We start from the raw sequence: 23,884 nt of genomic DNA on the forward strand, positions 1-23,884 counted from the left end.
CAACTCATTCACTTATTATTATAGAGGCTCTAGAAAAATTATTCTCCAATTCGCTTTTTAAGTTTTTATATTCAGCAGTCTTTAATTCTTCATTGGTAATAAAGCTTTTCTTTATGGTTATTAAATTGCTAAATTCGGTTCCATCATTTTTATATTTACAGAACCTATTTACATATAACCAAGGAGAATCTATTTCAAAATTCAAATTTTCACAGTTTTTAATTTTGATATCTTTTATTATCATATGGCTTTCCTTAGTTTTAGGAACACCAATAAAAAGGTCTGACACTTGGTCAGAAGCTGTATTGACAACATCATTAAGCCAATTATCTCCTAAATTCAAAGCTGGCCCTAAATTTGTCTTAAAAATCTTATTTTTTTGCTGAAACTCATATTTGATTGTAAGATCCTCTACATTACGCAAGGTAAGGTCAGGCAATTCTAAGAACTTCTTTTCTTCTTCATCAAGATATACTCCACTAATCATACGAAAAACAGAATCTCTTAACTGCTCATCTGAATAATATAATCCAACACCTGTTAAGCCTAAGGCTGCTTCCCCTTGCACGGTAAGCTGGCCATATTCATTTACAACGTTATCTTCTATAATTAATTCACTATGGGATATCACTTTTGAATTTTCACCTTGTACAGCAGGAATCTTTATGTAATCTGCTTCCTCAGAATCGAGTACTAGAGCGTTCCTATCAGCAATGTCTGGGAAAATACCCTGTGCCATACTGACAGTGTTAGTTGGATCAATCCAATATATTTTTCCATCTCTATTTATTACTCTGAGCATCACATGATTAAAATTACCCATATTAGGTAATGCTTCAGGATTAGAAGTGCTAGTAGTTCCTCTCATAACTAAAATAGGTTGAACTTTATAACCAAGTTCTTGTAAAATAGCAGCCGTGCTAGCAGAAAAGTCTTTGCAATCCCCAACTTGAGAATCAGCAATTTTCTCCAAATCTCTCGGAAAAAATTTTCCTGACACTGTACGCCAGTCTCCCATGTACTGAACTTTTTCATTCAATAAAGAAGTAACTGCATTAATTTTCTCCTCATCGGTACTCTCATTGTCAGCAAATTCTGCTATAGCTTCAAAAGTTGCAGGAAGCGGCTGATTGATAACGCTATGATATCCAGGAGCTAATTTTTTAGCTAAATCCTCCCATTCAGATAAGCTTGAAAGTGATACCCAAGTGTTGTGTTTTATGTTCAATATTCCATTATGTGGTTCATTTGTTGTGTTTTCATAAACTGCTTTCTTTAAAGCAATGCTTATAGAGTGTATATCATCATTTTTTTCCTCAGCGATTTCTAATACTTCTCTTGGATCATTAACTTTAATCTCCAGGGGTAATTCAGAATTGATTTTAGTATTTTCTGCTTGTAAATAATCCCCATGATAAGAAAAGCTCAAGCCATAAAAATTATCAACAGGAACCTTTTTGTTAACTTGTTTATACCTTAAATATACTTCTGTACCAATTTCTATTTTAGGAAACGATATAGTTACTTGCCTTAGCTGATCGAAGCCTTTACTAGGACTAGCTAGCGGTTTATCCTCTATCATGTCTTCAGTGACTATATATTCCTCTCCGTTATAAGCTGTTTTAGCTTCTAAAACAGTCAAATCTGCACTATCATCATTGTAGATTAAACTATACAGAGAAAATCTATCACGCCCAGACTCCTTGAGTATTTTTGCTTGAAGCTCTACTTCCGTTTCATAGGTACCATCTCTATTAACATTAATGTTAACATTAGAAAACTTAACCTCGACAGAAGCATCTTCGTACTTGCTCCACCTTGCTTCAGCTGTCGAAGCTACAAAAAATGCTAACATTGCTAAGTTAAGGATAGTTTTTAAAAACCTCATTATTATAACCAAATAAAATACCTATATACCGTATTACTAATTTTAACTTAAAATTTGCAATTGCACAAATATTGTAGATGCAATCTAAAATTACTCAAAACAAATCTTCTAGTGTAATCACATGATGTATCGTATCTTTTAGATATTGATTTTCAAGAGCTCCATTTGCAGCAATTAGTACCCAAAATATCTGTTTCCTTGACTTTGTTCTTTCTCTATAAACTGCCTCCTTTCCTTTTAATTGTTCAATAAATTCCTTTGTTATTGGGTAAGGTTTATCGCTATATTTTATTTCACAGAGCATTGTATACCCATCTTCTCGATCAAAAACTAAGTCAATCTGAGCACCACTTTCTTTACTGTTCTTCTCTGGATGATGTTGCCAATCTCCACATATGACTCCTATATGTTCTATATCTAATTTTCTTCTAATCTTATTGGCATGTTTAAAACACACCGCTTCAAATGTTTGCCCTATCCATGTTAGCCAAACTGGTTTCTTTATCGCGAATTCCCAGTAATGAACATCACTTATTATCGCTCTTTTTGTTACTTCTTTAAACGGCTCAATCCATATTAGATAAAATAATATATATTCATCAACTACCCTATAATATACTCCTCTTTTTCCCTTATTCAGTGGCAAAAAACCATCAATAAATCCTGCTTCTTCTAAACTCCTTAATTTAGCAGTTAAGCGACCACCCTCAGTAGTTTTAGTTGCTTTTATAAGTTCTTTTCTACTGATTCCTTTTGGCTTTTTTGCAATTGCGCGAATAATGCTTAGATACGCTTCTGGTTCTTCATATAAAGAATGAAATAGCATATCAAACTCATCAAATAATAAACCATCCTTCTGAAAGCAGATCATATTAATGTTTTGTGTTGCTGATAGCCCCTTACTTACTTCTTTGAGATAATGTGGTATTCCTCCCATAGCCATATAGATCTGTAGTATTTGTTGGTGGTTAAGATTAACCCCTAAATATCTCAGATACTCTTTAGCTTCACGTAAGTTAAAAGGCTGCAAAGGTATCCTTGCAGTAATACGATTATGTAATCCCCCCTTACTATAGATTAAGTTTTCCAACATCCAAGAAGCTGCTGAACCACATACAACCAAGATAAGTTTCTTTCGATATGTCCAACGTGTATTCCAAAAATATTCCAATGCTTTGAGAAAACCAGATTTTCTTGCCGCGAGCCATGGCAACTCATCAAAAAATAAAACAACTTGTTCATCTTCATGCGTATTGTGATCAACAGCAAGTGTGAGTTGTTGTAGGGCATCCATCCAGTTTTTAGGCAAAGCCATCCTTGCACCTTTATAAAAAGTATGTGATAACGACTGTGTAAAAATTGTAAGCTGCTCCTGCAGAGTACCATCATTAAGGCCAGTCTGTTCAAATAAAATATCGGCATGCTTACTGAAAAATTGTTTTATTAGATATGTCTTACCCACACGACGCCGACCGTAAATTGCAATAAACTCAGCAGATTGGGAAAGAAGCTTATTTTCTAGAATGGCTATTTCTTTCTCTCTACCAATTATTGGTTCGCTCATATAATTTACCGCCGTGTTTGTCAGCATTATATGCGGCGGTTATAAAATAATCAACTTTTTTACCGCCGCGGTTACAATTGTTATACGCGGCGGTAAGTAAATTTCTCAAATGCCTTATTCTACACAAGTTTTCGTTACTTAATATCATCAGATTCTCTGATATAACATATATAAAGTTTGCATTTCTTGATAAAAATGTTTTAACATTGAGCATTTCTTTAATATTTGTATTCTTTAAGTAAGTGTATGTCTAAAATACCATTTTTATTGATTTTTATATTTGCAGTAGCAAGTTTACCAGTAATAAACAATTGGCTTTCATACCCCAGTCCAATCTTAAACGATGACCATATAAGTGAGAGATTAGATGACTACATCAGTAAAAATTTTGATAAGATCATAAAAACTCTCCAGGAAGAGTCAGCTAAAAATAGTTATGCTAATGCAACCAAAAATAAAATTTCTCAGCATAAAAATGAAATATTCGACTCCACTTATCCTTACTCAGGAAATGAAAATAGCAATGTCATAGCTGTAGGGTTCTTTGACTATTCTTGTGGCTATTGTAAGGCAATAAAGAATGACATAAAACAGTTGATCAATGATGGCAAAATTAAATATATCTTTAGGGATGCTCCAATACTTGGTAACAACTCCTTAAAGGCAGCAAAAGGTGCTTTAGCAACTTATTTTATCGATAAAGAAAAGTACTTAGATTTTCACTATGCTGCACTAGATCACAGAGGAGAATTTTCAGACAAAACTATATTAGGTATAGTGAAAAATATAGGGGTTAACGAGAACGATTTTAATAACTCTATGAAAAATAATGCAGAAAAAATTGAGCAAATGATAAACAACAGCAAACTTTTAGTAAGGGATTTAGGAGTAGGCGGTACACCTTTTTTGATAATAGGAGATAGTCTTTTTGTAGGAAAAACTGATTTGAATATATTACGCAAAAAAGTGGATGAGTTAAAAGATTAATAAATTTCCTGCTTGACAGCACAAGAGAGTTTAAGTATAATTAAGATATACTAAGTAACAATATGATAGGCTACATATTAGTTCAAGAAAAGTAGGTGATGTTTGCTTGCAACACAGCACGGCCTTAAGTAACTAGCCTTCCTAGGCTGGTTAATCTATTAAAATACAATTATTATTTTGGAGTTATAACACGAGAGATTCTCACTATGTAAGAGAGCCAATTGCTCTTTTTCAAAAAATCAAAGAAAATAAAAAATCAAGTGATTTATTGCATAATCTAAAGAGCGCTTATCCTGAAAAGCTAAAAATCGGGGCTGCTATAAAGACAGGGGATTGCTTTTTTGACTCTGTGGCTCAAGGATTGAACGAGTTAAATATAAAACCAGATCATTATTTTACTGCAAAATCATTGATTATGCTAGAGCAAACAAAAAGTCAGATCAGTGGGTTTATAACGCGGTAATAAGAGATGCTGGAGAGTATTTCGTACCTCAAAAAGATCCGGATGGAGAAGTAATAAGCAAAAATGGACTTAATAAGCAAGACAACGTGAAGTCTTTTTTCAAATATTTAGAGTACATTACTAATACACATACAGCTAATGCACCTATATGGGGTCGTCCAAACGTTGAAGGGAGAATGATATGTGACAAGTATGAATTTGATATAATTTATTATTATTTTTAATAAACTAACCTTACTAAGAAGGACAATATGATGGATAACACAAATTTAAATTCAACAACTCTTGAAATAAAGATTGATAAAAAGATAGCTAAGCGTTTTAAATATGCTTTAGAATGCTCACAAGCTACAGCAAAGGTGGAAGTATATAAAATTCTGCTTCATTTTGTAAAAAATTCTAATAAGCAATCACTAAAAGATGTAATAGAGCATTTAAATGAGACAATACGGAATAAAGGGTCGATAGATCAATATGAAGAACTTGATACACTACTAAATTTTCAAGACAATGAAGGAAATACGTTGTTGCACTACGCAGCTTTGCATAATAAACCTAACGATATACCGACTCTTATGCAGTGTGGTGCAAACTGTCTAATCAAAAATACAGATGGTAAGACTCCATTAGATTTCGCTCAAGGAGATACAAAAACAAAACTAATTGAAAGTATGAAAGACCAAGCTCAATTGAAAGAAGGAAGCTCTATATATGATGCTTTAGGGCGTACATTTGCTGTCAGTCTTCTTGCTTTTATTGCATTTGGATTGTGTGCATGCATTGCAGCAGAGTGTGATGTAGTAAGTTTTCCTAGTGCTATATTAGGTGCAATCATAGCATCTCCTCTTGTTGGCATAGCTGCTGGACTAATTATATATTTCTTAGATCATGATTGTAAACAAGCTGGAGCGATATCAACACTTCTGCAAGAATTTGAAATGTCTGAAAAGACACCATTATTACAACCTTCTGTGTAGTAATAATATTACTGATTTCTTTTTTCACTAACCCTACATTTACTTCATCTTTTAATAGTATCTAGATTTCTAGATACTATTACATGTTTGTTGTAACTTGCATAAATCACACTTTTTTTTAGCTAAAACATCTCAACTTTATTTTTACAGGAGGAAATATGTCATTTACAGAAATTAGATTTCCAGAAAATATATCTTATGGTTCCACTGGAGGACCGGAATTTTCCACTGACATTGTAACAACACATAATGGTTGTGAACAGCGCAATATTAATTGGTCTCGTGCACGTGCCAGGTATAACATAGCTTATGGAGTTAGGTCAAACGAGCAGCTAACAGAACTCATAACATTTTTTCAGGCACGAAAAGGTAAAGCTATAGGGTTTCGCTTTAAGGATTGGTCAGACTTTACAGTTATCAATCAAGAAATTGGCATAGGAGACGATAAAAAAACGATCTTTCAACTGATGAAAACTTACATAAGTGGAAAAGACAAGCATACACGAACTATTAAAAAGCCAGTGCATGATACAATAAAAATTTACCTAAATGGTGTAGAGATAGAAAAATATTCAGTAAATTATTCAACTGGAGAAATAGAATTTATGAAACCACCAGCAAAAGGCACAATAATCACCGCAAGCTTCGAATTTGATGTACCAGTACGCTTTGATACAGATTACCTAAATGCTTCTATTGACAACTACAGCAGTAACAGTTGGAATAATATTCCCTTAGTGGAAGTGAAATAAGTTAAAGTATGCTCCATAAAAGTTAAGCGATACTGAGGCTCATATTTAAATGAACCTCAGCATATTTTAAAGCCTATCGCCCATTACAATGTTGGTGAGTCTTCACACTTGAAATTTCAGGAGATTCTAATTTAGTGCTTTCTTTTTCCTGTAAAACAGAAAGTTTTAATAACTCCTTTAGAGCTAATTTTTCAAGCGTTGTATCATCTTGATTTAAGATTTTATCTAGCATGTTTTTTTCCTGTAAGCGATTAACATAATTTCTAGCTTCCTCATTCAGACCCCCTATTGTGTTGACACAAGATAATACTAAATCTGAATTCTTCATTGCTAAAATTCCATTTAGGAAAATATCTAATTTTGCTTTATCCTTAGTTAAATCTTTAACTAATTTCTTTCTGATATTATCATTACTCATAACAAGTGTGGGATAAGAACGAGATTGATTAGTAAGTATAGAATCCTCCAAAGGTACTCCCTTCATGCCAGGTTGAGAATAGTGAATTATACTACATACAATAACTTCTGAAAAATTATCTATAGTATGATAACCAAAACCCTTGTAACAGCTTGCTAGCAAAGAAAAAAGACGTATTATACTTGTACCTCTATCTTTCATTTCCTCAAAAAGCTTCCCATCTTTTATTAGTTTATGCAAAATGTAATACATAGCTTGACAACCTGAATCGTAAAGACAAAACATACTACTTTTTTCAAAAATAGCCTTAGCTAATTCAATAGATTTTTTATCCTCATCTATAAAAGCTTTTTTATTTCTATTTAACTGTATGATTTCCTCTCTTCTCTCGCTATCTAACTTTATTATTTTCTTTATTAACATTTCAAATGTTTCTGTGTTCATATATATCTTGTATCAATTAATATTAATACTTAATATATCAACTATTTTAAGAAAAGAAAATGAAAATCTTAATAAAGATTATATTTTTTTAATACTGAAGCTCTATACTTAAATGAGCCTCAGCATATTTTAAAACCTATCGCCCATTACAATGTTCCACACTCGAAATTTGAGGAAATTCTAATTTAGTGTTTTCTCTTTCTTGTAAAATAGAAAGTTTTAATAATTCTTTTAGAACTAACTTTACAAGTGTTGTATCATTTTCCTTAAAGAGGTAGTCCATCCTATTGGTTTTCTGTATGTGATTGACAAAATTTCTAGCTTCCTCATTAAAAGCACCCATTGTATTAATACAGGATAATACTAAATCTGAATTCTTCATTGCTAAAATTCCATTTAGGAAAATATCTAATTTTGCTTTATCCTTAGTTAAATCTTTAACTAATCTCTTTCTGATATCATCATTGTCAAACAAAACATACTCTAGGTATGAAGCAGACTCAATAAGTATAAAGTCTTCTAAAGGTAATAGTTCTAAATCGTTTCCAACATAAGTCAATATGTTGAACTCAGTAATACACCCCTTTTTACTCACAACACAGTACTTGGGAAGATTACGATACATTGATAGCAAAGAAATAAGACTTATTATACTTGTACCTCTATCTTTCATTTCCTCTAGAAGCTTTTTATCATTTATTAGTTTGTGCAAAATGTAATCTGTAGCAGAACCTGGTTTGCGAAAACGAAACATATTATTTTCTGCAAAAATAGCCTTAGCCAATTCGATAGACTTTTTATCCTCATCTATAAAAGCCTTTTTGTTTCTATTTAACTTTATGATCTCAGCTTTACTATTTCTGTGTAGTCTAGTTTGCCCTATTAACCTCTCAAATGTTTCTGTCTTCATGTATATCTCATATTAATTAATATTAATATTTACTGTATTAACTACTTTGAGAAAAATAAATGAAAATCTTAATAAATATTATACTTTTATAAAAAAATAAAAGTCTTTTTATATTTGTATGAGTATACAAGCAGTTTGATTGTTGTGATATATTTTCTATCGCACCCGGCTGCAGTGCCAAATATTAAGAACAATGTTCGCTTGCTAGCTTTCGCTTCAATATCTGCAAGATTGTACCTGCACAACTTGCTTCAAAATTTCTGCTTGTTGTTGAGCATGGACATTAGCATAACCGCATGCAGGAGATGCAGCAGCGGGTCTCGCAATACACTTAGGCCTTTTTGCTTGAGTGTCTAGATTAGATAGAACCTCTTCTATTAACGGATTAACAAAAAACCATCCTCCCATATTTTTTGGTTCCTCTTGACACCATATAATTTCAGCGTTCTTATATTTTTCGAGTTCATTGTTTAGTTTATCGGCCGGGAATGGATAGAATTGTTCTAAACGCATTACTGCTATATCGTTTATTTTTTGTGCTTCAAGCATTTCAATTATGTCGTAATAAACTTTACCACTACATATTACGACTTTACGTATTTTATCACTTGCAACTAAACCTGTTCTACACTCTGGAATTACCGTAAGAAATTTTCCTTCAAAGTCAGAAAGGTTAGAAACTGCCATTTTATGACGCAATAGTGACTTAGGTGTAAACACCACTAAAGGCTTACGAAAATCTCGATTAATTTGTCGGCGTAAAACATGAAAATAATTCGCAGGAGTAGAGCAATTAACCACCTGCATATTATCCTCTGCACAGAGTTGCAAAAACCTCTCTATACGAGCAGAACTATGCTCAGGCCCCTGCCCTTCATAACCATGAGGCAAAAGTAAAACTAGACCACTTGATCGCAACCACTTTGTTTCTGCTGATGCAATAAACTGGTCGATCATGATTTGCGCACCATTTGCAAAATCACCAAATTGCCCTTCCCAGAGCACCAGTGAATATGGAGAGTCAAGGCTATATCCATATTCAAAACCCATCACAGCATACTCAGAGAGTGCGCTATCTATAACTTCAAAGCGAGCTTGCTTCTCACTTATGTTGTTTAGCGGAATAAACTCTTCCTCCGTTACTTGATCAACAAGCCTTGAATGACGGTGCGAGAAGGTACCACGACCAGAATCTTGTCCTGACAAGCGCACTCCTATTTCTTCTTTAAGCAATGACGCAAATGCAAGACTTTCACCAGTGGCCCAGTCTATGTTGCTACCGGAATTTATACTGTCTATTCTACCATCAAGTATTCTTCTGACTTTATTATTGAGATTAAAACTACTTGGAATATTGCTATTTATGTGTACACCTAATTTTTTTAGCTCATCTGGTGAAACACCAGAGTCCGTATAATATTCACTCAAATCGTTCAACTTTGCTCTTCTTAATTTCGACCACACTCCATCAAACCAGTCAGCTTTTTTTGGAGTGTAAGCCACTGACTCAGCAAGACTTTTATCCAACCTTACCCTAAATTCGCTGCGCAATTTACTTACTTCATCACTAATTAGGACTTTCTCTGCAGCCAGCTTCTCTTCGTAAATTGTTCCCGGAGTTTTATGCCTTGATATTGCTTTATACATAAGTGGCTGAGTAAAATTTGGTTCATCGCCTTCATTATGGCCATATTTGCGGTAGCATATTATGTCAATCACCACATCCTTTTTAAATTTCTGCACATACTCCATTGCCAAACTCGCGGCAAAACTCACGGCTTCTGGATTATCTCCATTAACATGAAATATTGGAGCTTCTATTGATTTTGCTACATCAGTACAATAAAAAGAAGAGCGTGCACAACGAGGATTCGCAGTAAAACCAACTTGGTTATTGATGACAATATGCACGATACCACCAACTTTATAACCTTCAATGTTGCTCAAAGTCAGAGTTTCAGCAACCACTCCCTGCCCGATAAAAGCTGCATCACCATGAATTGATATTCCAAGCACAGATCTCGTATTTTGTTTTGCCCTTACTCTTCCAGCTAGAACAGGATTTACCGCCTCAAGGTGAGATGGGTTAGGACATAAACTTAAGTGTATTTTTTTACCACCAGCAAGTGCTCGATCAGAAGAGTAACCAAGGTGATATTTGACATCACCAGACACCTCAAGACCACTTGGATATGCAAGGTTGCCTTGAAATTCAGACAGCATTGCCGCATAATCTTTTCCCATCACTTTGGTTAGAACATTGAGCCGTCCTCGGTGGGCCATACCAAGAACTATTTCTTCAATACCAAAAGCTGCAGAATCACTAATAACTCTTTCAATTGCAACAATGGCTGACTCCCCACCTTCGATAGAAAAACGCTTATATCCAGGAAATTTCATATGGAGAAATTGCTCGAACATCTCAGATTCGATCAAGTGCCTCAGTATTTCTTTTTTATCCTGAGGGCTTAGCGTATAGACCTGATTTTCAATTTTCTCCTGCAGCCAAACTCTTTCCTCATAAGAGGAAATATGCATAAATTCAAAACCGATATTCTTGCAGTAAATATCTCTGTAGATTCTAGTGTCACCTGTAGGAGAAAGATTCAAGTATTCTTGATAATCTATTTCCTGATTTACATTCAGTGATAATGGATTTAAGTCTGCAAAAAAGTGACCATAAGATCTGAAAAAATTTGCTAAATCATCAGCATCTACCTTAGCTTCATTCTGTGCTCTGCAGGGTTCTGCTTTATTAACTTCTAAATTGCTCGAAAAAATTCTGTACCAATCTTCTCCAATTGATTTATCGCCTTGCAAGTAACGGCTATAAATTTCTTCCACAAATTCGACATTATCGCCATAAAAACAGGAGTTATTTTTAAAACTGGACATAATCACTACAAAAGTATCAAATACTTATGAGTATAACTTAAGTTTTTTAAAAAAGAACTCCTTTAGTTTCTAATTATTAAGTTATACAAACACTGTAATCTGAGTTTTCCAGAAAGGGTGTCATTCTAGACTGACATCTAATCTTTCCATAAATGCTGTATTTCAACATAAAACAACTATACTCATCAATTTGTGCCCAATCATAATTCCTAGGTTCCAGTGTTAGCTACTTGTTTTTTGGATTTCTATACTATTGCTGATTGAAGATTATTGAAATTTTTTTGCACATTAAGGAACGCAAGCGTTTATGAGTCAGAGGATAAGTCATATAACATTTATTCGGTCTTAATACTTTGAATTTATATTTGAGTAAACGATAAACAGTAATTGGTATGAGTGATCTATTTAAAAGTGACAATTATGATAAAAATCTCAATTCTTTGATAAGAGTCATAAAGCTGAAGGATACAAAAAAAATTAATGAACAATATGATGAAACACTGAAAGATTTATCTCAAGCTCTGAAGAATTTTACAAACAACGCAAAAGATGTAGCTAAGTTTGTTATATATAGTGACTTGAATAATTATGTAGAACCTTTGAGCACAAAGCCACTCGGTTTTATTGGAACATTAAAAGGAATATTAGATAGAGTCTTGGGAAAAGATATTCCAACTAATGATAATGACATAAAAAATTTTGTTGGTGATGAATTATCAGGTTTCACTATAGAAAAAGCAGCCGAGTACTCAAATATTTTAAGTACAATTAATCTATTCAAGAAAGGACTTAAAGAAATTTTAGATTCGAAGCAGAGTGGAAAAAACAATAAAGAACATAAATCATATGAAGTAAGCTCAAAAAATAAAACAACATCAAAGCAGAAGGAAGATACTTTCAAGCTGCAAAAAGGAAAACAGCCGGCAGGAAAATCAGGTATGAAGAAAATAAAACGGCCAACAACGGCACCTCCACCACCTCCTACTGACTCAAAAAAGGTACACTTTAAACCAGAAATAGAGAATGTATCTCCTGAAGATTCAGGCTATGAAAGTTCATTAAGTGAAGAGTCTGGACATGAGGAAATATCAAATTATCAAGAGAAAAAGAGTAAAGCGTCAACGAAAGATTCGCGGCACTCAAAGTTGCCTAAAGAGGAGCCAATTTATGCAACAATACCTAAGGAACATATAGAAGCAAAAAGAGAAAATAGAAAGAAACAGGCTCCAGTGCCAAATGCTACCAATCAAGAAGCTAGGCAAGAAACTAAAAAAGATAAATCTGAAATACTGCCAAAGCCTAAAAACCTAGGCAGTGCTGATCAACAAGTGAGCACGAAAACAAGAATAGTAGGAGTGATTCCCAAAAAATCAGCTAAAAGTAGCCCAACAGTACCGCTAAAAAAAGCTACTGATAAAGCAGTACCAGAAGTAAAAGCGGTTATTATAAAAGAAGAAGTAAATAGCAAGAAGGACGGTAGAGTAAAGTCAATAGTAGAAAAATTTGAGCAAAATCAAGTTGCTAAGAGCAAAGCCACCCCTGCAACACAAGCAGATATCGGTATGAAGAAAGATCCTGCACCATCGCAAAAAACTGCCTCCCAATCTCACTCATTTCCGTTAGGAAATAAAAGATCTAAAATGAACCCCATAACAGCAAAGTCCGATTCTAAACTTCCGGTTAGTAAAAAACCTCTTCTCACTCATGTTAGTGTAAAGAAAATAGCTGCACGATTTGAAAGCCATGGGAAGAAATAGTTGTAACCTATTGAACAAACCCTATAATATCCTTGATCTTTTTTATATTGTTATTTGCAATTTCTGCTGCTTTTTCTGTACCTTGTTTTAATATTTTATGTAAATGAAGCTGATCTTTTAGAAGAATATTCATCTTCTCGCGTATGGGTGATATAACGCTGATGATTAAGTCAGCTAACTCTTTTTTAAAGTTCTTCATGTCATGTTTATTCACTTTTTCACACACTTTTTCTACATTTAAATCACTAAGCACTGAATAAATGTTTACCAAATTGTTTACTTCTGGACGGCACTTTAAAGTAGCAAAATCAAAGCCTAGAATTGAATCTGTTTTTGCTTTTTCTATTTTCTTGACAATTAAGTCATTTGTATCGTTAAGGTTAATGCATGAATATTCTGAAGGATCAGATTTGCTCATCTTGCTTGCTCCATCTCTTAAGCTCATTATCCTTGATGTACAATCCAAAGTTAAGATTTCAGGTATGATGAAATGACTACATTCATAATGATTGTTAAAAGCTGATGCAATATCACGTGCAAGTTCTAAATGCTGTTTTTGATCATCGCCAACAGGAACATATTTAGTTTGATACAGCAATATATCCGCAGCCATAAGTACTGGGTAGCTATATAACCCAAGAGAAGCTTTTTGTTTATCGCTTCCAGCCTTATCTTTAAATTGAGTCATACGATTAAGCCAACCAATTGGTGTATAGCACCCTAGCAGCCAGCCCAATTCTGCATGACCACTAACTGCGGATTGATTGAAAATAATCGACTTTTCCGGATCTATTCCACATGCAATATAAGTTGCTGCTGCTTTAAAAATATTATTTTTTAATTCATTTGCGGGAAGCTTATTTGCTGTGATTGCATGCAGATCAACAACACAAAAAAGAGATTTATATTTATCCTGCAAGCCTATCCACTGCTTAATTGCACCAAGATAATTGCCCAAGTGTAATACTCCACTTGGCTGAATACCTGAGAAGACAACTTCTGTCATACCTTGAGTGTTTTATTAGTTACTTTCGCAATCAGCAGATTTTTTAGAAAGAATAACCATTGCAGGACGAAGCAACCTATTTTTAATGGTATAACCAGTTTGTAGTACTTCTACAATAGTGCCAGGCTCTTTTTCATTATCTTCTCTTTCCACAACAGCTTGATGTAAATTGCTGTCAAAAGAGTTACCTATTGGATCTATTTCTTCTATTCCATGTTTTTTTAGATCACTCACAATCTTTTGGTGCGCCACTTTTATTCCTTCATGAATAGGATCATCATCTTTCAAGTTTTCCATTGCTTTTTTTAAATTGTCACAAGAGTCGATCATATCACGTGCAAATTTCGTGACTGCATAATCACTTGCATCGCTAATTTGCTTTTGCATTATACGTTTAACGTTTTCATTATCCGCAACAGCGCGACGTAAATGATCTTCAAGCTGAACTGCACGTTCTTTTAATATATTAAGCTCTTCACTTAAATCACCTGTTTGCTGATCTTCTTGATCATCCCCTTTTCGTTTACTGACCATATCGGCAAATTTCTTTTTTTTCTCTTTATTACTATCTGACATATCATTCACCCTTACAAACTTAATAAATATATAACAATCAATCTAAAAATATCAAGCGTTAGCTATCCTTGTCTTTCTATGCTTGCATTTAAAAAGTCAATCAAAGCAGTTTTATAAAGAGAATCAGAAAAAGTATCAATATTACTTTGCGCCATATTAATATAGTGTTTAGCTTCTTCCATAGAAACATGAATGGCATTATGATGATTAATATATTGTAATGCTTGGTCAAAATTGTGTCTAGCTGAAGAAAAAGATTTCTCCCAGAATTTTTGTTCTGATGGGCTGCCTTTTTCATATGCTATAATAGAAGGTAAAGTAACTTTACCTTCAAAGAAATCTTTTCCAAGTTGCTTTCCTAAAGTGCCTTGATTAGCAGTATAATCTAGCACGTCATCAATTATTTGGAATGCCATACCAAAATTAAACCCGAAATTCCTTAGCCTCTCTATTTCGTCACTTGTGGCTCCAGATACTACTGATGCAGCCTCGCAGCATGCAGAAAATAAAGATGCTGTCTTTTCTGCAATGATATTAAAATAATTTTTCCTAATTGTGTTAGGGTCAAAACGTGTTGTCATCTGCTTTATCTCACCCTTGACAAGCAAATTAGATGCCTTAGATAAAATAGAGAGAACACTTAAATTCCCACATTCTATAAGCCATCTAAATGCTAAGGTCAATAATAGATCACCAACTAAAATGCTTGATTTATTCCCCCAAATTTTATTTGCTGTTGCAACTCCATGTCGTGCCTTACTTTCATCAAGCACATCATCATGAAGTAAAGTAGCGTTGTGTATAAATTCTACCGATGCAGCAATGTTGACCCTACTCTCTCCAGAGTAATTCAGCATTTTACACACAATAAAAACGAGCTTAGGCCTTATCTTTTTTCCTCCTGAATTAATAAGATGAGATGTAACATCGGTAGCAAGCTTAGTACCTTCATCATTGACATTTTTGAAGATAAAGTCATTCATAGCCAATAAATCAGAAGATACAATATCATCTAATTTACTACTTTTTGTTAAATCAGTGTTTAGCATTTAAGAGGACTTATGCTTCTTGCCCTTGTACTTTCTCAACTTTTTTCTTTTCTATTTTTTTCGATTCTGTTTCTAAATCTACTATGCCTTTTTTAATGAACCACATTACCCTTTCAGTTGCTTGCGCTCCTACACTTAGCCAATGTTTTAATCTATCAGCTTTTACCACAACACGATTTTTATTGTCTTTTGGCAACATTGGATCATATTGTCCTATTCTCTCAATAAAGCGCCCATCTCTTGGTGCTCGTGAGTCGGCTACAACTATCCTATAAAAAGGACGTTTCTTTGCCCCAAACCTTGCTAACCTTATTTTAACTGCCATGTCAACCTTTATTCATATATTAATTACAATTTAAATACAATAAACAGCTCAAGTCAAACTAATTGTACCTCTTTTACCTAAAAATACAATATAGCCCCCTCCAATCACTCATAAAAGGAAGATAATAAACTTTTTTATATATCATCAATCATAGCATGATTAACTTCTACTCTATACTTTGATTTTAGATAGCTAATTAACTGTTCCTTTAGCGATATCATCACACGTTTTCCGGTACCAAGCATGTTTAATTTACCATTTGATGAATGCATTTGTTTTAGAACGCCTATTATAATTTCATTATTGTATTGAATAGGATCTGTTACCGAATTAGTTGTTTTCATATTGAAAATCTCTTCTATGAAAGAAAAAGGGTAGTTTTGTTCATTGCGTTGTATTTGCTGGCCTTTAACCAATTTTATACCTTGCATTTCTTCCAAATCTGTCTTTTCTCTTAGTTGAACTGCTACTTCTTGTCCCATTTTAAACATTCTTTCTTTTATAAATTCACTACGCCAAAGCTTTATGGCTGATTCCCTACTTTCTTCAAAATTTTGTAATTTAGGAGGAACGATATCACTGATTTTTACACCAACAACAGTATCTCCAACACCCTTAAAATAACTCTTCTGATCTTTCTCGCGTGAAAAAATGAAAGAAATGAAATCACTGGAATTTCCTACTTCATTACCACTTTGGTCTTTTCCACTAGCATCTACTGGACCAATGGTTTGTATAGGTAAATTGTAATTATTGGAGATTTCTTCAATCGTTGCACCATTGTATATCTTATAATTCACTTGATTTATGAAATCATTGACTTTTTCAAAAGACTTTTGATTGGTTAAAACTGACCTTATGTCTTTTTTTAAATCAACCAAGTCTTCATCAGAGATTTGATGTATGCTTTCTACCTTTATTACGTGCCATCCAAAATTGCTTGTTAAAACTTCACTTACTTCACCTGTTTTGAGAGCAAATACCTTTTCTCTCATATTTTCAGGTAAGAAATCCTTAGTTATATTATTTACTCTGGTTTCATCGAGTTTCACTTTATTAAACTCTTCTATTATTTGTTCAAAGCTTGCTTTACTTTCTTCAAGTGCTCTTCTTGCTATTTCAGCTTTTTCTTTGGTAGGAAATATCACATTGAATATGTCTCTTTGATTTTTAAGTTCCTGATGTTCTATTATACTATCAACCTCTTCATCTGAAATTCTGATTTGATCTTCAAAATATTTTTGATCCAGAGAAATGTATTGCGCAGTTCGATACTCAGGGTAATAAAAATTGGACTTATTTCTTTCATACAAATCAAGTAAGGCTTGATCATCTGGTTCAGGAACGTCTGTAATTGCATCCTCAGTTATTTTAACAATATCAACTACTCTAGTTTGGTAGCGATTTTTGTATATCTGCTCATCAACACTCTCACCAAAAGTTACCGGATAATTATCTTTAAATAACGAAGTCATGAACATCATTGCAGGCAGGATTTTCTCTAATTTTTCTATATATTCCTTTTCTGTTATATGCAGGCTATTTAGAGTTTGATGGAATTTATTATGGTCAAATTCTCCTTTATCGTCCTGAAAGTACTTGGTATTTTTTATATGGCTTTTGATAGATTCTTCTCCAACTTTTAATCCAAGTTCGCTAATTAGGTTAAACAATAGTTTTTGCTCTATAAGTGCGTTAAGTAAATCATATTTCAGCTTTTTTACTTGTTCTTTACTTACATCAGATCCAGAAATTTGCTTTTCATAATTTTGATATAGTAATTTATATTCATCTGATGTTATAACTTCCTTTCCTACTTTAGCTAATTCTTTCCTTTCATCATCATTTGATAAAAGATTGCCAATCCCCATAAAGATTAATAAGCAAACTAAAAGGAGAACGATTGCCTTGGTAAAAAAATTTCTAATACTCATTGTAAACTCAGTTAACTAACACTTAAATTTAGAATAGCAATAATTTAATCTTTGTAAATCTATTAACAAATTAGCTAATATATGTAATATTGTAGTGTATTAAATTGAATGGAAGCTTATATTAACCTAAGAGCCTGTAAGTGATCTCTGAATATGGTAAGATGAGGTATAGTTGACATGAGGTAAAGTATGAGGAATACATATCCAAGTGACATAAGTTGTGAAAAATTCGAAAAGATTAGACTAATTTTAGAAAGCGTGCGAAAGAAAACAAAGCCAAGAAGATTAGGTTTATATGAGTTATTTTGTGGTGTGCTTTATGTACTAAAAAGTGGCTGTCAATGGCGAATGCTTCCAAAAGAGTTTCCAAGATGGCGAAATTGTTACGATTACTTCAAGAAATGGAGTAAAAAAACGAATGAAGATAGAGAAAGTGTTCTAGAAATTGTCTTAAAAAAAATTGGTTGGAGAGAACAGTGGTCGGAATACCAAAACAAGCTTCTGCATCATTGATGCCCAAAGTGTAAAAAATACCGATACTGCTGAAAAAAAAGGTTATGATGATGGCAAGAAAATTTCAGTAATAAAGCGTCATATCGCAGTTGATACAAAAGGTTTGACACACGCAATTCATATAACAACGGCAGAAATAACCGATCGTAGCAGTGCTTTGACAATGGTTAAAAATGCTAAAGAAAGTCTCTCTGAAGTTAAAAACATACTGGTTGATGCAGGCTACACTGGAGAAAATTTTGCAACACAGATGAAAGTAACTATTGGTGCAACTGTTGAGGTGAAGCGAATTACACACCTTTGCTGTATTGCCAAAAAGATGGGTTGTTGAGAGATCTTCTTTTGCCTGGTTGGAAAAATGTAGGCGACTTTGGAAAAATTGCGAGCGTAAACTTAATACTAGCCTACAAATTTGCTTTTGCTTCTTTCCTCCTCAAAAGATTATGAACAGGTTCTAAGAGATAAGAAATATAAACTAAAAAGCCATTGGATGACAAAGTTAATGCTTTTTTAGTTTTAATGGTTTATATTTTATTTCTATAACAGTAAAGGAATATTAAAATGGGAGATGTTTTTTCGATGTCAATGGAATCTTCTAAAGACAATAAAGATAGAAATGAACAATTTCTCATGCAAGTAGCTGCTTGGTTGGTTGATAACACTAGCTTAACTTTTGATCAAATAGCACAATGTTGCAAGTTATCCCTTGAAAAAGTACAAGACATAGCTGATGAGGAAATAGAAGTTGAAAAGTATGACCCTATTATTTCTGAAATAATTACTGAAAAAGAAATCGATAATTGCAAAAAAAATCCAAATCGTGTACCAAATTTGATTATAAAAAATATGAAAAAAAGGGCAAAGACGATTAGCTTTCTTGCCTTTGCTTCCACAGCAAGGCGTAGAGATAAACCTAATGCGATTTATTATTTGGTAAAAAAATTTCCTATCTTGAACAATAATGTAATAGCTAAGCTAGTTGGTACAACAAATTACACAGTTGAGCAGGTAAGAGATAGATCTCATCATAACATACTCAATATCAAACCTCAAGATCCTGTACTACTTGGTTTATGTAGCCAGGAAAATTTAGAAGCGGAAGTAGAAAAAGCGAAAGTAGAAGAAGAGAAGAAACAAAGATTAAAAAATATAAATAATAGCTATTGATGATTCTCAAATTCTTGTACTTTGTTAATATTAAATTGACTTGACTTGTTAGTTTTTATCAGTATAATGTAAGTAAAGTATCTAGTTTAATAATAATTAAGTCTAAATACGCACTAAAAACTAGCTCAGCCTAATTTATTGTTTTATATTCACATTTTAGGTTAGTAAGCATCAATTAAAATTTTTGGAGGATTATGACAACAATCAATGAAGATGTCTTAGCAAAAGGAGGGGTTGTAGGTCAACCTGAAAAAAGCGAACAAATTCATAATGCTGACGCAGTAAAACAAATGACCAGTGAAGGTGCTGAAAAAAACAAGAAAACATTGGACCTGAGCGAATTGAAAGAGAAAACAGCAGAAGAATTGTTAGAGCTAGCTGAAGAAAGAAAAATTTCAACTAGTGGTAAAGGCAATGGCAGGATGCTAAAACAGGAAATGATATTCAGTTTAATGAAGAAAATGAGTGAAGAAGGAGGCATAACCACAGGAAGTGGAGTAGTGGAAATATTGCCTGATGGTTTTGGTTTCTTACGTTCATCAAGTGCAAATTATGCTCCAAGTACCGATGATGTTTATATTTCCAATGGCCAAATAAAGAAGTTTAATTTACGTACAGGAGATATGGCATGTGGAGAAATAAGGCCACCTGGTGATAAAGAAAGATATTTTACTTTAACTAAGGTTCAAAGTATAAACTCTACTGAAATCAGTGAATTAAGAAAGTACGTCCATTTTGATAATTTGCTTCCGCTTTATCCTGAAAAAAGCCTCTTCCTTGAAAACAACAGTAGCGGAGATAATAAAAAAGATATAAACATGCGTGCTGTAGATATAGTTACACCTCTTGGAAAAGGACAAAGAGCATTGATAGTTGCTCCACCTCGTACAGGAAAAACGATATTGCTTCAGCAAATGGCTCACTCTATAGCTACAAATCATCCTGAAATAGAACTAATAGTATTACTTATAGATGAAAGACCCGAAGAGGTGACAGATATGATACGCTCTGTAAAGGGTGAAGTGGTAAGCTCTACATTTGATGAACCTGCCTACCGTCATGTCCAACTTGCTGAAATAGTAATAGAAAAAGCTAAAAGAATGGTTGAACACAAAAAAGATGTAGTGATTTTGCTTGATTCTATAACTCGCCTTGCACGTGCTTATAATGCAGTCATTCCTTCGTCTGGAAAGGTTCTAACCGGCGGTGTAGATTCAAATGCGCTGCAAAGACCAAAACGCTTTTTTGGAGCAGCTCGTAATATTGAAAATGGTGGTTCTTTGACAATCATCGCTACAGCCCTTATAGAAACTGGTTCAAAAATGGATGATGTTATTTTTGAAGAGTTTAAAGGCACAGGTAATGCTGAAATTATACTAGATAGAAAACTTGCTGATAAACGTATATTCCCTGCTATTGATATTACAAAATCCGGAACAAGGAAGGAAGAGCTATTAGTTGATAAGGCCATACTAAATAAAATATGGGTATTGCGTAGGATACTTAATCCTATGGGGTCTGTTGAAGCAATGGAGTTTTTACGTGACAAACTACTTTTAACAAAGAGCAATGCTGACTTTTTTAACTCCATGAATCACTAAAAGTAAGCCAATTCTGATGGAGCAAAAAAGCTATGTTTATACAATTGTGTACCAGTGTTGAAATGACACCCTCAAAAGGGGATTGTATCTACTCTGAATCAGATGATAAATTAGATGCTTGGTAAGCGTAATTTGGAGCTTCCTGTGTAATGATTATATCATGAGCATGACTTTCTCTTAATCCTGATGAAGTAATAGTGATAAATTTGCAGTTTTTTTTCATCTCTTCTATATTACGGTTGCCAGTGTAGCCCATTGCAGCTTGCAACCCACCAATTAACTGACAGATCACTCCTGAAGCTGGACCTTTAAAAGGAACTCTTGCTTCTACTCCTTGTGGGACTAAATCAAGTTTTGAATCTTGAAAATAACGGCTAGCTGACCCTCGTTTCATTGCACTAATAGATCCCATTCCTCGATATTCCTTATATGCTCTACCCTTATACATGATAATCTCACCTGGGCTTTCCTCAGTACCAGCAAAGATTGAACCTATCATCACAGTATCAGCACCAGCTGCAATAGCTTTTGCAACATCTCCCGAATATTTTATTCCACCATCAGCAATTAGTCTGACGTTTTTTGTTTTACAAACCTCTGCAATATTCTTGATCGCAGAGAATTGTGGCATACCAACGCCTGTAACTATTCTGGTAGTACAAATTGATCCTGGCCCTATTCCAACTTTCACTGCATCAACACCAGCATCAATCAACGCTTCAGCAGCCTCTGTTGTTGTGATATTTCCGCCGATTAATTGAGTATTCGGGTACATCTTTTTTATTTCCTTAATAGTGCTGATAACGTTCTGGGAATGACCGTGAGCGGTATCTACAATAACCACATCAACTTCTTCTTCGACCAAAGCTTCACATCTTTCTATACCATCTTTTTTACCAGTACCAATTGCAGCGGCAACTCTGAGTCGACCTTTACTGTCTTTACATGAATTTGGATATCTATTGTATTTTTCGATGTCTTTAACTGTGATTAGACCTATGCAACAAGAATTTTCATCAACAACCAAAAGCTTCTCTATTCTATTTGCATGCAACAATTTCATTGCTGAGGCGCTGTTTACTGCCTGCTCTCGAACTGTTACTAACTTATCTTTTGTCATTACCTCGGAAACTTTTATATTCATGTTCTGGTCTTCAATAAACCTCACATCTCGATTAGTTAAAATTCCCACTAACTTGCGTTGATCAACTACAGGAATTCCGGAATAATTATACTCTCTCATTAATGAAACTGCTTCTGCAACCGTTTTATCTGGGGAAATTGTAATTGGGTTATACACGATCCAGCTTTCATATTTTTTCACCCTTCTTACTTCTAACACTTGTTCATCTATTGATAAATTCTTATGTATGCAACCTATTCCACCATGTTGGGCAATAGCTATTGCAAAACCTGATTCAGTGACAGTGTCCATTGCAGAGGATATGAGAGGGATATTTAGTTCTATATTATTTGTTAGATAAGTTCTTGTGTCTGCATCACGAGGCAATACATCAGAATAGGCCGGTAAGAGAAGTACATCGTCAAACGAATAACAAGCTTCCATTTTTTTCATATGCTTTATTTAAAGCTTATACGCCAATTAATGAAATTGCAATAGAGCTTTTGCAAAATTAGCCTGGCTACAGCTATTTTTAGATCAAAATAGGATAGAAGAGGGATGTAGCTCCTAATATATTTATCGCAAAATTACATTATTTGCTAGCAAACAGAACTGCTCAATAGTTAAGCTTTCTGGACGTTCGTCTCCACTCAGTTTAGCATTCTCAAGAGTAGTTGAGACATCACTAGTTATACTTTGCAAGCTATTTCTCAGCATCTTTCTTCTTTGAGCGAACACAGCACGTGTTAGCTTTGTTAAGGTTTCTAAATTTACTGCAAATCTTGGAGTGGGTAAAGGTTTTACTGTAATTACTGAAGAATATACTTTTGGTCTTGGAAAAAATTCCTTAGGTTCAATATCAAATTCCTTTTTTATGTCGCATAGTAACTGGCTTAGCACTGATAGGGAACCATAATCTTTAGAACTAGGTTCTGCTGTAATACGCTCTGCTACCTCCTTTTGGAACATTAACGTCAAACTCGTAAAAAATTTTATATTATTTAACCACTTTAAAAATAACGCTACTGAGATATTGTAAGGCAAGTTAGCAATGACTTTGACTGGACATTCTACCAGCTCTTTTTCTACAACATTAAGTGCATCTGCTTCTATAATTCTATATTTTCCCTGATGCTCATTTAGCAATTGTTCGTGATGTTTCACTAAACTACTATCTTTTTCTATAGAAAGTAGAAACTTTGGATTATACGCCAATATTTCTCTTGTTAACGCACCATACCCAGGACCAATTTCAATAACATTAAAATCTTTCAGGCTACCAGCTAAGGCAACTATTCTTTTTGTTATCTCATTCGATAAAATAAAATTTTGCCCTAGACTCTTTTTTGGCTTCAGTGAAAATTTTTTCATATGATCTTAGTATGCAGTATTTTAAAAATTAGTTGACGAAAATTCATCAATAATTGTATATTGTTAGTGTATTTAATGCCGGCTTAGCTCAATTGGTAGAGCAACTGACTTGTAATCAGTAGGTTGTCAGTTCAAGTCCGACAGCCGGCACTCTTATCCATACA

19 protein-coding genes, 1 tRNA gene and 1 pseudogene are annotated in these 23,884 nt (G+C 33.8%); 9 read left to right on the plus strand and 12 right to left on the minus strand.

The window, feature by feature from the left end:
* Positions 1 to 4: 4 nt before the first annotated feature.
* Both OM962_RS06860 and OM962_RS06865 read right to left on the minus strand, forming a co-directional pair.
* On the minus strand, positions 5 to 1,888 hold the full coding sequence (locus OM962_RS06860) for a DUF3857 domain-containing protein (RefSeq protein WP_264331248.1): 1,884 nt from the start codon (positions 1,886 to 1,888) through the stop codon (positions 5 to 7).
* A 94-nt stretch (positions 1,889 to 1,982) separates the two neighbouring features.
* Entirely contained in the window at positions 1,983 to 3,452 is a 1,470-nt protein-coding gene (locus OM962_RS06865; protein ID WP_264331249.1) for an AAA family ATPase, read from the minus strand.
* Between the two features lie 246 nt (positions 3,453 to 3,698).
* Here OM962_RS06865 and OM962_RS06870 point away from each other — a divergent pair, with 246 nt between their 5' ends.
* From OM962_RS06870 to OM962_RS06885, 4 genes are all read left to right on the plus strand, one after another.
* A complete protein-coding gene (locus OM962_RS06870; RefSeq protein WP_264331250.1) occupies positions 3,699 to 4,439 on the plus strand; it encodes a DsbA family protein in 741 nt (246 codons plus the stop codon).
* A 268-nt stretch (positions 4,440 to 4,707) separates the two neighbouring features.
* Positions 4,708 to 4,902: an OTU domain-containing protein gene (locus tag OM962_RS06875; RefSeq protein ID WP_264331251.1), complete on the plus strand. Its 195-nt coding sequence runs from the start codon at positions 4,708 to 4,710 to the stop codon at positions 4,900 to 4,902.
* A gap of 251 nt (positions 4,903 to 5,153) precedes the next feature.
* Positions 5,154 to 5,879: an ankyrin repeat domain-containing protein gene (locus OM962_RS06880; protein ID WP_264331252.1), complete on the plus strand. Its 726-nt coding sequence runs from the start codon at positions 5,154 to 5,156 to the stop codon at positions 5,877 to 5,879.
* A 158-nt stretch (positions 5,880 to 6,037) separates the two neighbouring features.
* Positions 6,038 to 6,631, plus strand: a complete 594-nt coding sequence (locus OM962_RS06885) for a TIGR02217 family protein (RefSeq protein WP_264331253.1) — start codon at positions 6,038 to 6,040, stop codon at positions 6,629 to 6,631.
* 73 nt (positions 6,632 to 6,704) lie between these two features.
* On the opposite strand, the gene OM962_RS06890 is transcribed toward OM962_RS06885, so the two are convergent.
* The 3 genes from OM962_RS06890 to OM962_RS06900 all read right to left on the minus strand — a co-directional run bounded on the left by OM962_RS06890 (position 6,705) and on the right by OM962_RS06900 (position 11,298).
* Positions 6,705 to 7,493 carry a hypothetical protein gene (locus OM962_RS06890; RefSeq protein ID WP_264331254.1) on the minus strand — a complete coding sequence of 263 codons (789 nt, stop codon included), beginning with the start codon at positions 7,491 to 7,493 and terminating at the stop codon, positions 6,705 to 6,707.
* 136 nt (positions 7,494 to 7,629) lie between these two features.
* Positions 7,630 to 8,403 (minus strand): hypothetical protein, encoded by a 774-nt coding sequence (locus OM962_RS06895; protein WP_264331255.1) that lies wholly within the window; start codon positions 8,401 to 8,403, stop codon positions 7,630 to 7,632.
* 216 nt (positions 8,404 to 8,619) lie between these two features.
* On the minus strand, positions 8,620 to 11,298 hold the full coding sequence (locus tag OM962_RS06900; protein ID WP_264331256.1) for a 2-oxoglutarate dehydrogenase E1 component: 2,679 nt from the start codon (positions 11,296 to 11,298) through the stop codon (positions 8,620 to 8,622).
* Between the two features lie 392 nt (positions 11,299 to 11,690).
* On the opposite strand from OM962_RS06900, the gene OM962_RS06905 reads away from it, so the two are divergent.
* Complete coding sequence (locus OM962_RS06905) at positions 11,691 to 13,055, plus strand: hypothetical protein (protein ID WP_264331257.1); 1,365 nt, start codon at positions 11,691 to 11,693, stop codon at positions 13,053 to 13,055.
* A 7-nt stretch (positions 13,056 to 13,062) separates the two neighbouring features.
* Here the strand turns inward: OM962_RS06905 and trpS are convergent, their stop codons facing one another.
* From trpS to OM962_RS06930, 5 genes are all read right to left on the minus strand, one after another.
* Positions 13,063 to 14,061, minus strand: a complete 999-nt coding sequence (gene trpS, locus OM962_RS06910; protein ID WP_264331258.1) for a tryptophan--tRNA ligase — start codon at positions 14,059 to 14,061, stop codon at positions 13,063 to 13,065.
* A gap of 15 nt (positions 14,062 to 14,076) precedes the next feature.
* Positions 14,077 to 14,637 carry a nucleotide exchange factor GrpE gene (locus OM962_RS06915; RefSeq protein WP_010402249.1) on the minus strand — a complete coding sequence of 187 codons (561 nt, stop codon included), beginning with the start codon at positions 14,635 to 14,637 and terminating at the stop codon, positions 14,077 to 14,079.
* A gap of 62 nt (positions 14,638 to 14,699) precedes the next feature.
* Positions 14,700 to 15,686 carry a polyprenyl synthetase family protein gene (locus OM962_RS06920; protein ID WP_264331259.1) on the minus strand — a complete coding sequence of 329 codons (987 nt, stop codon included), beginning with the start codon at positions 15,684 to 15,686 and terminating at the stop codon, positions 14,700 to 14,702.
* Between the two features lie 10 nt (positions 15,687 to 15,696).
* Positions 15,697 to 16,011 carry a 30S ribosomal protein S16 gene (gene rpsP, locus OM962_RS06925; protein ID WP_006015540.1) on the minus strand — a complete coding sequence of 105 codons (315 nt, stop codon included), beginning with the start codon at positions 16,009 to 16,011 and terminating at the stop codon, positions 15,697 to 15,699.
* 134 nt (positions 16,012 to 16,145) lie between these two features.
* Positions 16,146 to 17,945: a peptidylprolyl isomerase gene (locus OM962_RS06930; RefSeq protein ID WP_264331260.1), complete on the minus strand. Its 1,800-nt coding sequence runs from the start codon at positions 17,943 to 17,945 to the stop codon at positions 16,146 to 16,148.
* A gap of 189 nt (positions 17,946 to 18,134) precedes the next feature.
* On the opposite strand from OM962_RS06930, the pseudogene OM962_RS06935 reads away from it, so the two are divergent.
* The 3 genes and pseudogenes from OM962_RS06935 (at position 18,135) to rho (ending at position 21,226) form a co-directional block, all read left to right on the plus strand.
* Positions 18,135 to 18,905: pseudogene (locus tag OM962_RS06935) on the plus strand (IS5 family transposase).
* Between the two features lie 114 nt (positions 18,906 to 19,019).
* The gene (locus OM962_RS06940) at positions 19,020 to 19,625 is read left to right on the plus strand and encodes a cell cycle transcriptional regulator TrcR (RefSeq protein ID WP_007301964.1); all 606 of its coding nucleotides are present in this window, start codon (positions 19,020 to 19,022) and stop codon (positions 19,623 to 19,625) included.
* Between the two features lie 194 nt (positions 19,626 to 19,819).
* Positions 19,820 to 21,226 (plus strand): transcription termination factor Rho, encoded by a 1,407-nt coding sequence (gene rho / locus OM962_RS06945; RefSeq protein WP_264331261.1) that lies wholly within the window; start codon positions 19,820 to 19,822, stop codon positions 21,224 to 21,226.
* An 88-nt stretch (positions 21,227 to 21,314) separates the two neighbouring features.
* Here the strand turns inward: rho and guaB are convergent, their stop codons facing one another.
* Entirely contained in the window at positions 21,315 to 22,802 is a 1,488-nt protein-coding gene (guaB, locus tag OM962_RS06950; protein ID WP_264331262.1) for an IMP dehydrogenase, read from the minus strand.
* A gap of 123 nt (positions 22,803 to 22,925) precedes the next feature.
* The gene (gene rsmA / locus OM962_RS06955) at positions 22,926 to 23,720 is read right to left on the minus strand and encodes a 16S rRNA (adenine(1518)-N(6)/adenine(1519)-N(6))-dimethyltransferase RsmA (RefSeq protein ID WP_264331263.1); all 795 of its coding nucleotides are present in this window, start codon (positions 23,718 to 23,720) and stop codon (positions 22,926 to 22,928) included.
* Positions 23,721 to 23,797: 77 nt separating this feature from the next.
* Here rsmA and OM962_RS06960 point away from each other — a divergent pair.
* Positions 23,798 to 23,870: transfer RNA gene (locus OM962_RS06960), tRNA-Thr, on the plus strand.
* Positions 23,871 to 23,884: the final 14 nt, after the last annotated feature.

The sequence above is a fragment of the Wolbachia endosymbiont (group B) of Erebia ligea genome, assembly GCF_947179575.1.
GTDB lineage: Bacteria > Pseudomonadota > Alphaproteobacteria > Rickettsiales > Anaplasmataceae > Wolbachia > Wolbachia pipientis_C.

Bases quoted from the DNA above. Each gene is read 5' to 3' on its own strand.
- rsmA (WP_264331263.1), bottom strand. From the start codon at position 23,720: ATGAAAAAATTTTCACTGAAGCCAAAAAAGAGTCTAGGGCAAAATTTT.
- OM962_RS06905 (WP_264331257.1), top strand. From the start codon at position 11,691: ATGAGTGATCTATTTAAAAGTGACAATTATGATAAAAATCTCAATTCT.
- OM962_RS06920 (WP_264331259.1), bottom strand. From the start codon at position 15,686: ATGCTAAACACTGATTTAACAAAAAGTAGTAAATTAGATGATATTGTA.
- guaB (WP_264331262.1), bottom strand. From the start codon at position 22,802: ATGAAAAAAATGGAAGCTTGTTATTCGTTTGACGATGTACTTCTCTTA.
- OM962_RS06915 (WP_010402249.1), bottom strand. From the start codon at position 14,637: ATGTCAGATAGTAATAAAGAGAAAAAAAAGAAATTTGCCGATATGGTC.
- OM962_RS06895 (WP_264331255.1), bottom strand. From the start codon at position 8,403: ATGAAGACAGAAACATTTGAGAGGTTAATAGGGCAAACTAGACTACAC.
- OM962_RS06870 (WP_264331250.1), top strand. From the start codon at position 3,699: ATGTCTAAAATACCATTTTTATTGATTTTTATATTTGCAGTAGCAAGT.
- OM962_RS06880 (WP_264331252.1), top strand. From the start codon at position 5,154: ATGATGGATAACACAAATTTAAATTCAACAACTCTTGAAATAAAGATT.
- OM962_RS06865 (WP_264331249.1), bottom strand. From the start codon at position 3,452: ATGAGCGAACCAATAATTGGTAGAGAGAAAGAAATAGCCATTCTAGAA.
- OM962_RS06900 (WP_264331256.1), bottom strand. From the start codon at position 11,298: ATGTCCAGTTTTAAAAATAACTCCTGTTTTTATGGCGATAATGTCGAA.
- rho (WP_264331261.1), top strand. From the start codon at position 19,820: ATGACAACAATCAATGAAGATGTCTTAGCAAAAGGAGGGGTTGTAGGT.
- OM962_RS06860 (WP_264331248.1), bottom strand. From the start codon at position 1,888: ATGAGGTTTTTAAAAACTATCCTTAACTTAGCAATGTTAGCATTTTTT.
- OM962_RS06890 (WP_264331254.1), bottom strand. From the start codon at position 7,493: ATGAACACAGAAACATTTGAAATGTTAATAAAGAAAATAATAAAGTTA.
- OM962_RS06930 (WP_264331260.1), bottom strand. From the start codon at position 17,945: ATGAGTATTAGAAATTTTTTTACCAAGGCAATCGTTCTCCTTTTAGTT.
- trpS (WP_264331258.1), bottom strand. From the start codon at position 14,061: ATGACAGAAGTTGTCTTCTCAGGTATTCAGCCAAGTGGAGTATTACAC.
- rpsP (WP_006015540.1), bottom strand. From the start codon at position 16,011: ATGGCAGTTAAAATAAGGTTAGCAAGGTTTGGGGCAAAGAAACGTCCT.
- OM962_RS06885 (WP_264331253.1), top strand. From the start codon at position 6,038: ATGTCATTTACAGAAATTAGATTTCCAGAAAATATATCTTATGGTTCC.
- OM962_RS06940 (WP_007301964.1), top strand. From the start codon at position 19,020: ATGGGAGATGTTTTTTCGATGTCAATGGAATCTTCTAAAGACAATAAA.